This is a genomic window from Sphingobacterium corticibacter (genome assembly GCF_003076635.1).
Lineage (GTDB): Bacteria > Bacteroidota > Bacteroidia > Sphingobacteriales > Sphingobacteriaceae > Sphingobacterium > Sphingobacterium corticibacter.
In genome coordinates this window covers 192,734-205,214 of record NZ_QDKG01000001.1, presented here as the reverse complement: position 1 = coordinate 205,214, position 12,481 = coordinate 192,734, and the positions used below count along the sequence as shown (strand labels likewise).

9 protein-coding genes are annotated in these 12,481 nt (G+C 41.5%); 5 read left to right on the top strand and 4 right to left on the bottom strand.

All coding sequences use genetic code 11. The features are described from left to right. Positions 1-4: 4 nt before the first annotated feature. The 5 genes from DC487_RS00835 (at position 5) to nrdF (ending at position 5,800) form a co-directional block, all read left to right on the top strand. Positions 5-1,504 carry a RagB/SusD family nutrient uptake outer membrane protein gene (locus DC487_RS00835; RefSeq protein WP_116774055.1) on the top strand — a complete coding sequence of 500 codons (1,500 nt, stop codon included), beginning with the start codon at positions 5-7 and terminating at the stop codon, positions 1,502-1,504. A 480-nt stretch (positions 1,505-1,984) separates the two neighbouring features. Continuing rightward, on the top strand, positions 1,985-2,218 hold the full coding sequence (locus tag DC487_RS00830) for a glutaredoxin family protein (protein WP_066756813.1): 234 nt from the start codon (positions 1,985-1,987) through the stop codon (positions 2,216-2,218). Positions 2,219-2,248: 30 nt separating this feature from the next. Beyond that, positions 2,249-2,656 carry a class Ib ribonucleoside-diphosphate reductase assembly flavoprotein NrdI gene (nrdI, locus tag DC487_RS00825; protein ID WP_116774053.1) on the top strand — a complete coding sequence of 136 codons (408 nt, stop codon included), beginning with the start codon at positions 2,249-2,251 and terminating at the stop codon, positions 2,654-2,656. Then, positions 2,616-4,721 (top strand): class 1b ribonucleoside-diphosphate reductase subunit alpha, encoded by a 2,106-nt coding sequence (gene nrdE / locus DC487_RS00820; protein ID WP_116774051.1) that lies wholly within the window; start codon positions 2,616-2,618, stop codon positions 4,719-4,721. Before nrdI ends, nrdE begins: the two co-directional genes overlap by 41 nt. Positions 4,722-4,813: 92 nt before the next feature. Continuing rightward, the gene (gene nrdF, locus DC487_RS00815) at positions 4,814-5,800 is read left to right on the top strand and encodes a class 1b ribonucleoside-diphosphate reductase subunit beta (protein WP_116774050.1); all 987 of its coding nucleotides are present in this window, start codon (positions 4,814-4,816) and stop codon (positions 5,798-5,800) included. Between the two features lie 99 nt (positions 5,801-5,899). On the opposite strand, the gene DC487_RS00810 is transcribed toward nrdF, so the two are convergent. The 4 genes from DC487_RS00810 to DC487_RS00795 all read right to left on the bottom strand — a co-directional run bounded on the left by DC487_RS00810 (position 5,900) and on the right by DC487_RS00795 (position 12,391). Beyond that, positions 5,900-6,301 (bottom strand): OsmC family protein, encoded by a 402-nt coding sequence (locus tag DC487_RS00810; protein ID WP_116774049.1) that lies wholly within the window; start codon positions 6,299-6,301, stop codon positions 5,900-5,902. Then, positions 6,298-7,476 (bottom strand): YbfB/YjiJ family MFS transporter, encoded by a 1,179-nt coding sequence (locus DC487_RS00805; protein ID WP_116774048.1) that lies wholly within the window; start codon positions 7,474-7,476, stop codon positions 6,298-6,300. The genes DC487_RS00810 and DC487_RS00805 overlap by 4 nt, the downstream gene beginning before the upstream one ends. Before the next feature lie 187 nt (positions 7,477-7,663). Continuing rightward, positions 7,664-9,238 (bottom strand): RagB/SusD family nutrient uptake outer membrane protein, encoded by a 1,575-nt coding sequence (locus DC487_RS00800; RefSeq protein ID WP_116774046.1) that lies wholly within the window; start codon positions 9,236-9,238, stop codon positions 7,664-7,666. Positions 9,239-9,262: 24 nt separating this feature from the next. Further along, positions 9,263-12,391, bottom strand: coding sequence for a SusC/RagA family TonB-linked outer membrane protein (locus tag DC487_RS00795; RefSeq protein ID WP_116774044.1), 3,129 nt, complete (start codon positions 12,389-12,391; stop codon positions 9,263-9,265). Positions 12,392-12,481 lie beyond the last annotated feature (90 nt).

Below are 12,481 nucleotides of genomic sequence, written 5' to 3'. Positions count from 1 at the left end.
AAACATGAAAAAAAACATATATAGTATGATATTAGCGGGCTGCATCGCCTTTGGCGGATGTACGAAGCTAGATGAACAACTCAACGGACAAATTTCGGATACCGAGCCAGGAGCTGTGAATGCCGCAGCCTTACTGCAAGGAGCTTACATTTCCATGCGTTCACCCTATCAAGGAAATGGTGGCTGGTGGGCATTACAACAAACCACATCAGACGAAACCATTCCACCAACACGCGGTGGCGACTGGGACGATAATGGCGCTTGGCGAGCTCTATTTTTGCATCAATGGCAGGCAGATCACGTCCGCATTCATGATGTATTTCGCAACTTAAATGCTGTGAGTTATGCCGGAACAGATTTGTTGCGCTATAATCCTACACCAAGGCAAGCGGCTGAGGCACGCTTTATTCGCGCATTTGCACAGTTTTCTATTTTAGATGGCTGGGGGCAGGTTCCGTACCGCGAACCGGGCGAAGATATTTTGGGTATGCCACGCGTTCGCGGCGCTGAAGAGCAAATGGAATATTTGATCTCCGAATTAAACGAGATTATGCCCGATTTGCCCACAGGAAATCCACAGGTAGCCAATCAAGATGCCGCACGCATGATGCTCATGAAGGTATATCTGAATAGAGGTGCATTCTTGAATAGAGAAACGCCAACATTCGACAATGCTGATATGCAAATGGTAGTAACACTGGCCGACCAAATTATTGGCCGCTATGCATTGGCTAGTAATTATTTCGACAATTTTGCACTCAACAATAACGAGTCGCCCGAAAATATCTTTGTCGGCGCGAATATTGGCGGTAGTAATTCTGGAGACATCTATTCTCTCCTGCGAACCACCTTACATTATAATATGAATCCGAGTGGTTGGAATGGCTTTGCCACATTGTCGGATTTTTACGATAAGTTTGAAGCAGGCGATCAACGCAGAAGCTCTGCCTACGCAGGTGTAACTAATATCTCTGGTATGAATATGGGATTCTTGATTGGTCCACAGGTCAATGCTCAAGGAGAAGCGCGGGAAGATCGTCGCGGCAATCCGCTAAGCTTCACACCCGAGGTAAGCATCATTGAGCGGGGAAATAACCTGGAAGTAACCGGCATACGCGTTGTCAAATATGTCCCGGATTATGCCAACATTGGCGCAGGACATGCCGAGAATGACTGGGTTTTCCTCCGTTATGCCGATGTGCTATTGATGAAGGCCGAAGCCTTGCTTCGCATGAATCAAGCCGCCTTGGCGCTGCCTTTAGTGAACGAAGTTCGGGCCCAGCGAAACGCCACAGCGTTGACCACATTGACGATAGACGATATGTTGGATGAGCTTGGGCGCGAATTCTTCTGGGAATCGCATCGTCGTACGGACCTGATCCGCTTTGGCAAATATCTCGATGCTTGGCAAGAGAAAGCAGCATCTGATCCTCGAGCGCTGTTATTTCCGATTCCTCTGAATCAATTAGGCAATACCAATCTCACGCAAAACCCAGGCTACTAAGCAGCAGAATTCTGAAACTGAATTCTTTAACTACGAAAATTCCTCCGGCAAATAAAACCGGAGGAATTTGTCTTTTTGGAAAGTAAAGCCGCGAAGTCATTCGCCTAATCTACTGTACAAAATTTATTCAACAAAGTCAATAGAATTCCATCCATTTTCTTGCTATTTTTCAGTCAAAATTATCGTAGATTTAACCCGATTTGCCAGGAAAATATTTGCTACTTTTCAAAGTTATCCACATACTTTTAATCCTGTAAATCAGAATATTACCAAACCACACATTCGAGAAGCGAGCTTTAACTGCCATCCGGCGGGAGCATGTGGAAAAGTCCAGTTAACTTACCCATCAAAAAATAGTTGATCTTTGTTTAACACTAAGGAATTATTACAATTCCGACTCAATAGAATATTTATTTATGGCAAACATAAGCTGAACCCTATAGTCAGCTTAAAGTTACCCCCAAAAGATTTTAAATAGACATGGCAAGAATCATTAAATTTGAAAAGAATGACTGTGCACCGTGCGCACAGGTATCTTCCTACTTGGACAACAAGGGTGTATCTTACGAAACAATCAACCCGTTTGATGAGCCAGAACTGGCTGTAAAATTCAAAGTACGCACGGTACCTACGGTATTAGTGTTGGAAGAAGATGAAATCAAACACAGAATCATTGGTTTCAAACCAGAGGAATTAGACCATATCGCGTTGTAAACCGTATAGTAAACCCTCTAAATACGAACCATGATTCATATTTACTACGATTCAAAAACAGGAAATGTAGATCGCTTTATTCATAAAGTGATCCAGATAACTGGGTGGCAAGCTACCCGTATCGAAGAGGATACCATACCATCGACGATGGGTCATCTAGTGACCTATACAATTAACTTTGGCAAAGTGCCTGAAAAGACACAAGCCTTCATCGAAAAATACAACCACATGATTCACTCGGTGAGTTCAAGTGGTAACCGCAACTGGGGAAGAAACTTCGCCGTTGCAGCAGATAAACTCTCAGAAAACTTCGACCTCCCTATTGGTTTAAAATTCGAACTTTCGGGGACTCTGGTAGATATTAATGAGTTTATTGACATTATAAAAAATCAATATTATGATAGCAAACGACGTAGCGAAAAACTGGATATTGCTTAACAACGAAATCATGATCAAACATGATGACGAGTTTAGCTTACATAAAGACAAAGAAGCGGTAAGAGCTTATTTCCTAGAATATGTAAATAAGAACACCGTGTTCTTTTACAATCTAAAAGAAAAAGTAGATTACCTGATAGAGAACAACTATTACATTGATTTCTATCAGTGGTTTACCTTCGAAGAGATTCAACAAGTATACGATTATGTATATGCGAAGAAATTTCGTTTCCAATCTTTCATGGCAGCTTTCAAGTTTTTTCAAAGCTACGCGTTGCGCGATGACTCTGGCGAAAAATTCTTAGAGCGCTACGAAGACCGCGTCATGGCAGTTGCTTTGTTTTTGGCGCGTGAAGAAGGCGTACAAAAAGCCTTTGAATACGCAGAAATCATGATTAGCCAAGAATATCAGCCCGCTACGCCGACATTCCTGAACGCTGGAAAGAAAAGATCTGGCGAGTTGGTTTCTTGTTTCTTAGATGAGGTTGGCGACAACCTAAACGGAATTGGCTATGCGATTGATTCGGCGATGAAGTTATCTTCTATCGGTGGTGGTGTATCTTTTAATATCTCCAAAATCCGCGCCCGTGGCGAAGCGATTAAAGGCGTAGATGGTCGCGCTGGAGGTGTATTGCCAATCATGAAAATCATGGAAGATACCTTCTCTTACGCCAACCAGTTGGGGCAACGCCCAGGTGCAGGTGCGGTATATTTAAACATTTTCCACTCGGATATTGAAGAGTTTTTGGATTGTAAGAAGATCAATGCCGATGAGAAAGTGCGTATCAAATCACTATCTATCGGTATCATCGTGCCCGACAAATTCATGGAATTGGCGGAGAAAGATGAAGCTTGCTATCTGATCTACCCACACACCGTGATGCAGGAGTATGGCAAATACCTAGACGAGTTGGATATGGATGCCATGTACGACGAGTTGATCACCAATCCAAATATCAAAAAGAAGAAAATCAATGCGCGCCACCTATTGGTGAAAATCGCACAGACTCAAAAAGAATCGGGATATCCATATATCTTCTACAAAGAAAATGCGAATAGAGCGCATGCTCTTAACGGTATCGGAAATGTGAAATTCTCGAATCTTTGTACCGAGATTATGCAAGTATCTGAAGTATCAGATATCAATATCTATGGAAAGGAAGACACCATTCGCTACGGTATTTCTTGTAATCTAGGCTCACTCAACGTGGCTACCGTAATGGATAATAAACGCATCAAAGAAGCGGTAAAAACGGCGATGCGTGCGCTTACCGTCGTAACCGACGTGACAGATATCGAAATGGTACCAACTATTGCGAAAGCAAACCGCGAGTTGCATTCGGTAGGCTTAGGGGCTATGAACCTACACGGTTTCCTAGCCAAAAGCTTTATCATGTATGAATCGACAGAAGCATTAGATTTTGCCAATACGTTTTTCATGATGATGAATTACTACTCGTTGGAAGCTTCTATGGAGATTGCAAAAGAGCGCGGACGTACTTTCGTAGGTTTTGAAAAATCTGCCTATGCAGATGGTACTTACTTCGACAAATACCTAAACCGCGATTATCTTCCTAAAACAGATAAGGTCCAAGAGTTATTTGAAGGTGTACATATCCCTACTATTGCGGATTGGGAAAATCTCAAAGCACAGGTAAAAGAACATGGTATCTACCACGCTTACCGCTTAGCGATCGCTCCAAACCAGTCTACTTCGTACATCATGAATGCAACCGCATCGGTGATGCCAATTGTAGATATCATCGAGGTGCGCGAATATGGTGATAGTACGACATACTACCCAATGCCTTACTTGACGAATGATAATTACTTCTACTTCAAATCGGCATACGATATGGATCAGATGAAAGTGTTGAAAATGATCTCGGTCATCCAACGCCACATCGATCAAGGTGTATCTACTATATTGCACACCAATTCGAAAGACAGTACCCGCGACTTAGCGAAGTACTATATTTATGCGCACAAATTAGGGCTGAAATCATTGTATTACACCCGTACGCGTAAATCGACCATCGAGGAATGTATCTCGTGTTCGGCATAAACATTTTATTATAGTATAATTCAATCCCAATCGGAACTGAATCGGAATACCTTGGTATACCGGTTCAGTTTCTTTAAGTTATAAAGCAAACCATGAGCAAACAATATACCGCAGTAAACTGGAACACACCCGATAATGATTATGCATTGATGTTCTGGGAACAGAATATCAAGCAATTTTGGATCGATACCGAATACATTCCTTCTAAGGATATTGATAGCTGGAAAGGCTTGAGCTGGGACATGAAAGAGTGCTATAAAAAAGCATTGGGCGGCTTGACTTTGTTAGATACGTTGCAAAGCCACACTGGTATGCCAAAGATTATCGATCATATCAACTCTTTGCAAAATAAAGCAGTGCTATCGTACATGTGTATGATGGAAGCGATCCACGCGAAATCCTACTCTACGATCTTCACCACGGTATCAACTACCAATGAGATCAACGATGTATTTGGCTGGGTGTCGGAAAATAAATTTTTGCAATACAAAGCTTCGACAATCGATCAATATTACCGTGCGATCGACAAAGAAACAGTGACCGATGAAGAGCTTTTCATGGCCTTAGGTGCTTCGGTATTGTTGGAGTCATTCTTATTCTATTCTGGCTTCTTCTTGCCATTATGGTTATGTGGCCAAGGGCAAATGGTGGCTTCAGCAGACATTATCAAAAAGATCATCGCAGACGAATCGATTCATGGTGTTTTCGTAGGATTGATGGCACAAGAAGTGTTTAACAGACTACCGAACAAAGAAGAAGTCAAAGCACGTTTCTTAACGCTTCTAAATGACTTGTATGAGAATGAATTGAAGTATACAGAAGAATTGTATACCGTAGTAGGATTAACTGCAGAGGTAAAAGAATATGTGCGTTACAATGGAAACAAGGCACTTATGAATTTGGCCTTTGAGCCGATCTTCGAAGTGAAGCAAGTAAACCCGATTGTAATGAACGGGTTGAGTACTGAAACCACGCAACACGATTTCTTTTCGAAGAAATCAACCAACTACGAGAAAGCGACGGAAATTGTGCATTTGATGCACGAAGACTTTGCTATGGATGCTACGGTAGATATTTAAATTATACGCTATAAATGCGCTTCTAGCAAGTGTCAAAAAACAAACACGCCCTGTAAAGATTAATCTTTACAGGGCGTGTTTGTTTACGGCTAGCCAAATCTAGCGGTAATGGAAAACAAAAATCTTTTCTATAGCATCATGTAAGCTCAGCACAACCGGACAATTGTAGGCAGCATGTGCTAATATATCCTTTTGTTCTTGCGACAAACCACTGTTATCTATATAGATATTGATTTCAATCTTGTCAATAGTTTTTGGATTATTTCGCATCGTTCTACTGGCCAGAGCTTCAGCTCGTCCTATCGAAAAATGATATTGTTGCGCTGTTGCCTCCATAACAGTAAGTATGCAGGCAGCTACTGTACCGACAAATAATTCATTAGAAGAAAACGAGTTTTTCACTTTTCGGGCGTCCGCATCAGTGGTTACATAGCTTCCTGATTGCACGTGTTCAATTTTGGTCTGTAAATCCCCTATATAGGTAGTTTTTATTACACTCATGATTCTTGATGTTTGATGGCTAAAATCGATATGAACGAAACAATAAGGAATGCACCTCCAATGTAAAATAGCGGATAATAATTATCATTCTTTATTAAAAAAGCCATGGAAAATCCGCCGATTGCTTGAAAAAAGGAAAAGCCTAAGGTCAGGTTACTCCAAGCTAACTTATACTTTAAATCGCCAAATATACGCAAGGCGTAAGAAGATATCAGCGTAATCATACCTGGTGTGAAAAACCCAACAATAAAGGAGGAAGCATAAAAAGCAATATCACTTTGAATAAAGACTGGCATAAATACAGCCAATATATATACAAAGTAACTTAATAAAATGGCGTTTTTTAATCCGATGAGATCGGATAGTTTGCCTAATAAAACGGGTCCCAAAAGTGCACCAATACCAAAAAATGTCCACCCCATAGCACCAAATGCAAAACTCCTATGCATCTGCCGCACTAGAAAATCTACATAAAACAGCGTATGCGGTATATAACCTACCGCATTGCAGCAATAGGCTGTTAGGAGCAATAAAAAGTTTTTGTTGCGGTAATCAAATCGTACGCTAGAATGATCGCCCAGCTGCTGGCTTTCTGACACAACAGGTACACGATCCCAGGTGCTCCACGTAAACCAAGTGAAAAGCAGGCACACCAGACCAAGAGCGATGAAAACTTCGGACAAACCAATGCGCTCATACAAATACGGAATCAACAAACCGGAAACGCAGACACCAATACCGATACCGGAAAAAACGACACCAGAAAGCAAACCTCTATTCTTTGATTTTTTGTAATACGGCAAGATCAATGTCGGAGATAATACCATCAGCAAAGCGCCCCCAAAGCCAGCTAAGAACCGCCACACATACATCCAGTAAAAACCCAAATCATGCCACGCAACGAAAATATAACCAAGCGCACATAATATTAACGCTACCTTGATCATTGTCGCTGTCCGGAATCTATTTTGCGTCATATTGACGAATATGGGGCCTGCCAAATAGCCCACCAGTGCCGCAGCTCCCAATTGAGCTGCTTCAAAAGCGGAACTCCAACCATCTTGAATGAGTAACGGAATCAATGCAGTAAAGGCAAACCTTCCAATACCCAATCCAATTAGTGTACTTAACAGGCCCGCTAGCCAATATGGGCTCTTATCTCTAAAGCGCATCATGCTCTTTAATCTTATATAGCATAATCATCACAATTGATACCATGGTGTAAAACAAATTTAAAATTTCAATCCTTCAAATGTAGCCCATTATTAGTTAACATGTTTTATATAAAAACAATAAAATGTTCACAAAATAAAAAAGCTACAGCATTTCTGCTGTAGCTTTGATAAAGAGTATATCAGAATATTAATTTGTTTGATACTCTGGGTTCTGCTCTAAGTTAGGGTTACGTTGTAGCTCATCCATCGAAATCGGGTAAACTAAATCCGACTGTTTGAAGGTAGCTCCTGAACCATTCGCTGCTCCGACTAGCGGTTGGAAAGTAACTTGACCTCTATTAGTTGCGGAGATATTAGGGAACATACCTGTACGAAGACAGTCATCCCACATTTTGAATTCTAACGGCAATTCGCGCAAACGCTCTTTCCATACTTCTTGTACGAATTGATCAACTGACAAACCTTGTAACTGAGCAGTGATTTCCGCTACTGTCTCGCCAGTTGTACTTGCACGGGCTCTCACTTCTGCTAAATGACCTGCTGCTGTAGCAACTCCCGTTGCTCTTGCTTTTACTTCTGCCGCGATTAATAGCGCTTCTGCATAGCGGTAAATGTTACGATCTTTCACGGAGCGGCCTGTATTTAACAACGCATCTTCTTCTACGAATGCCCATACACCCGCAACTGTACCACCATTCCATGTTCTATCATTTAATGGGTTGGTATAGCTCCAATGGTAATACTGATTAGGTTTAATCCGTAAATCGTCATCTTCGTATACGTTCAAGAAGCGATTAGTAGGACCATAAACACGTTCGAAGATGGTATACTTATCGAAGATAGCGTTTGCTGAAGCAGTGAAACCATACGTTGGCCATGAACCTCCAGGGTTAATTACGGCATCAAACTCCATCGCATAAATTGTTTCGTCCAAAAGATCCGACGTACGCAATTTATTGTAAGCACTATTTGCGGCAAGGTCGGTATTGGTTGCTAACGTATGACCTGACTGAAGCACGATATCAATGTAAGGCACGGCTTCTGCATATTTATTTTGTTGTAAATACACATTAGCCAAAGCTATTGCCGCCACATTTCTATTGACACGACGGCCACTACTATTAAAAATGCCATCAGGCAAAGATTCTACCGCAGCAATCAAGTCTTCTTCGATTACTTTATACACTTCTGCCGGTGCACTTCGTGGTAAAAAGAAATCCTGATCCAAGCTCGCATATTGGTCGGTTGATAAAGGTAAACCACCAAACATTTTTACCATGAAAAAGTAGTTAAAAGCACGGAAGAATTTCGCTTCTCCTGTTAATCTCGCTTTCACATCATCAGGCATCGTGATGTTAGGAATGTTTTTGATTGCACCATTAGCAATATTAATAGCTTGAAAAGCCGTACGCCAAATCTCGTTTATCCTGTTGGATACAATCCGTGTATTTTGCTGTCTTGTCAGCAACCGGGAATATTGGTTGATTTGCTCCTGTCCTTCGTAACTATTTTCGAAATAACCCGTCAACATTACTGGAATGGAAGCAAAAGGTCCTTGATAAGCCCCATTGGCATTGCCATAAAAAGTAGGCGCACCTAAGCGATACAATGTATTAACATTCTCTTGCGCTTGCGCCTGCGTGGTATAATAGTCGCCTTCACCCACGTCAGTTCTTGGATTTTCATCCAAAAAGTCTTTACAAGAACTCATGCTCAACATAGCTGATGCACCAAGTCCTAATATGATATATTTAAAATTCATCTGTCTTAAGTATTAAATGGTTAATTACAACGTTAGGTTCAAACCAAATGTGAAGGTTTTTGCTCTTGGATAAGAGAAGAACGTTACATTCTGACCAAACTTATTTCCATCTCCTGTTGAAGTACTTTCAGGATCATATCCTTTAAAGTCTTTGGAAGTGATAACCCAAGGATTGTTAGCACTAGCATACACACGCAAACCAGAGATGCCCAAACGTTGCGCCCATGATGCATCAAACGAATAACCTACTTGAATCAAATTAAAACGTAGAAACGAACCGTCCACAATCCAAGAAGAATCGATACGTGTATCCTGACCAGCATGGCCACCATTAGTCAAGAAAATAGCTTGCTGCATCGTGTTTGGATTAGAAGGACTGTAAGCATCTGTCAAAATTTCACTCAAACCATTGGTGATACCGAAACGATCGTAAGTAGAGTGATAGAATTGTTGCAAGGTCTCAACACCGTAGACAATCTGCATATCTACCGTCATATCAAAATTCTTGTAGTTGAATGTATTGATAAAACTTCCTGACCAATCTGGAATACCTTTACCTAAGATTTCTTGGTTAGCCGAACGATTTGGTCTACCAATTTGTTCTCTCGTAATTAGACCATTTTCAAAATCCTCTACTGTAAAGATGCCATTACGACGGTATCCATAGAAGCTGTTTAGGTTTTCACCGACACGGATTACGCTGTTTGGACCAGATACAAAGCTATTTTGAAGAATATCCGCATTGTTGTTTGCTAATTGAACCACCTTGTTTTTGTTGTAGTTCATGTTGATAGTAGAAGTCCACTGGAAGTTATCATTACGAACAGGCGCACCGCTAATCATAATATCAAAACCTCTGTTGTTTACCGCACCGATATTTTGGGTTACGAACTCAAATCCAGATGCGTTTGGAAGTGGTGCTTGCAAAAGCAAATCGGTTGTTCTACGGTTATAATAGGAGATATCAAAGTTCAAACGATTTTGGAATAAACCTAATTCAAAACCTCCATCGATCGTAGCTGTTTTCTCCCACTTCAAGTCGTCATTACGTAAATTACCTAAGTAAGAGGTGGATACACGTGTGCCATTCAATAGTTGCGTATTGTTAATCGCTCTACCGATCGACTGATAAGGGGCAATTTCGGAGTTACCCGTGATACCAAAACTACTACGTAATTTCAAGTTATTCAACCAAGATACATCTTGCAAGAAAGATTCATTAGATGCTACCCAAGCCAAACCCATAGATGGGAAGAAACCGAATTTGTTATTCGCACCAAAACGCGAAGAACCATCATAACGACCGGTAACCGTAGCCGAGTACTTATCGTTTAATGTGTAGGCTGCACGCATAAAGTATGAGTTCATACCCCAACGTTCATAAGCAGATTGCGGCGCTTGCGGTAAAGAACCTGCTGCCATGTTATTCCACTTGAAGAAGTCATTAGTAAAACCTTCGGTACGATTCATACTGAAGTTACGCTCACGTCCTTGCCACGACAAACCAGCTACCGCATTAATACGGTGATTATTAAACTGTTTGTTGTAGCTTAAGTAAGTTTCTTGTTGCCAGTAGAAGATATCTTCATTTTCAATCTGTGCCCAACCATTTGGACGAGAGATATTGTGTAGCAATACAGAAGAATAGCCATTGTACTGTCTTCTTTGCTTATCCACACCATATTGAGTTTTCAAATCCAAACCATCAGCTAGGTGAAAAGTCAAGGCCGCGTTACCAAAGATTTGTGTATTCGCACGACGTCTTTCTTGTAGATCTAAGATCGACACGGGATTAGACATACCTTCAAAACCTAATAAACCATTGACGGTAGAGGATCCTGAAAAGGAGTACTGCCCATCAGGCTGATAAATTGGCAACCAAGGCAACATCTCAATCATGGTACGACGCGCTTCCTGACCGCCACCATCTTCTGGTGTAAATCGACCGAAAGTATGATTTGCCGTCAAATTGATGCTTGTAGAAAGCCAATCTTTTACTTTGGAATCGTATGCTAACTTACCGTTAACACGTTTGTTGTAGGTATTATTAACAACTCCCTGCTGATCAGTATAGTTAATAAAAGCTCCCATAGAAGAGTTTTCATCACCTTGTTGAATATTCAACTGATGGTTTTGCGAAAGTGCGGTACGCGTTGCTTCTCGCTGCCAATCGGTATCATACAAAGGATTACCATTTGCATCAAAGTAGTTTGGATCATTGAACCAGTCTTTACGATCTAAAGACCAGTTATATTTATCAGGCATGTAGGTATTTTCATTCTCCAAACCAATCATAAACGCCTGTACCCACTCTTCTGCATTCAAAACATCCATAAAACGCTGTGGAGAACTTACACTAGCAGACCCTTGGTAACTGATGGTTTTACGCCCATCTTTAGAACCTCTCTTGGTCGTCACGATGATTACGCCGTTTGCTCCACGCGCACCGTAAATCGCTGCAGAAGAAGCGTCTTTCAATACTTCCATGCGCTCAATATCATTCGGATTCACCAAGTGAAAGTTTTCCATCACCACACCATCCACTACATAAAGTGGGCTGGAAGAAGAGTTGATCGAAGCGGTACCACGGATTACCACGCGGTTAGCATACGCACCTGGCTGGCTAGAGTTAGAATATACATTCACACCGGCAGCCTGACCACGTAAGTTGTCTAACGCACTAAAGTTTTGGTTTTTAATCATATCCGAACCTTTAGCGATGGAGATCGATCCGGTTACGTCTGATTTACGCATCGTACCGTAACCGACTACGACCACTTCTTCCAGATCTTCACCTTCGGTATCTAAGGAGAAGTTCACTGTAGTAGAGCTAACACGCATTTCAGCTTTTTTGTAGCCTAAGAAGGTAGCAACGAGTGTTTGTCCATTGCTAGCATCAATGGTAAACTGCCCGTTTTCGTCCGTTTGCGTACTTACATTGGTACCACGCACGGTAATCGTAACGCCGCTAATAGGCTCATTGGTACTAGCGTCGTTCACGCGACCCATCACCTTTTCTTGGCGCTGTGTAATCTGTGTCCGCTCACCAGCGCGGGGAGAATTTGGAACCGCTTGCAAACTGTTGAAGCTGAGCGCAGCAACAGCCAATAGCGCAGTCCATAGACGCCCATCAGGATTGTACATGTTTTTCATACATCATTAAATTTAAAATTGTGCTAAATCGTTTTATCGTTGGCCAATAAAAAAATGCTTACAAATGAAGAATAAGCGTTGACCCCGATG

Bases quoted from the DNA above. Each gene is read 5' to 3' on its own strand.
- DC487_RS00795 (WP_116774044.1), bottom strand. From the start codon at position 12,391: ATGAAAAACATGTACAATCCTGATGGGCGTCTATGGACTGCGCTATTG.
- nrdE (WP_116774051.1), top strand. From the start codon at position 2,616: ATGATAGCAAACGACGTAGCGAAAAACTGGATATTGCTTAACAACGAA.
- DC487_RS00800 (WP_116774046.1), bottom strand. From the start codon at position 9,238: ATGAATTTTAAATATATCATATTAGGACTTGGTGCATCAGCTATGTTG.
- DC487_RS00810 (WP_116774049.1), bottom strand. From the start codon at position 6,301: ATGAGTGTAATAAAAACTACCTATATAGGGGATTTACAGACCAAAATT.
- nrdI (WP_116774053.1), top strand. From the start codon at position 2,249: ATGATTCATATTTACTACGATTCAAAAACAGGAAATGTAGATCGCTTT.
- DC487_RS00835 (WP_116774055.1), top strand. From the start codon at position 5: ATGAAAAAAAACATATATAGTATGATATTAGCGGGCTGCATCGCCTTT.
- DC487_RS00805 (WP_116774048.1), bottom strand. From the start codon at position 7,476: ATGATGCGCTTTAGAGATAAGAGCCCATATTGGCTAGCGGGCCTGTTA.
- DC487_RS00830 (WP_066756813.1), top strand. From the start codon at position 1,985: ATGGCAAGAATCATTAAATTTGAAAAGAATGACTGTGCACCGTGCGCA.
- nrdF (WP_116774050.1), top strand. From the start codon at position 4,814: ATGAGCAAACAATATACCGCAGTAAACTGGAACACACCCGATAATGAT.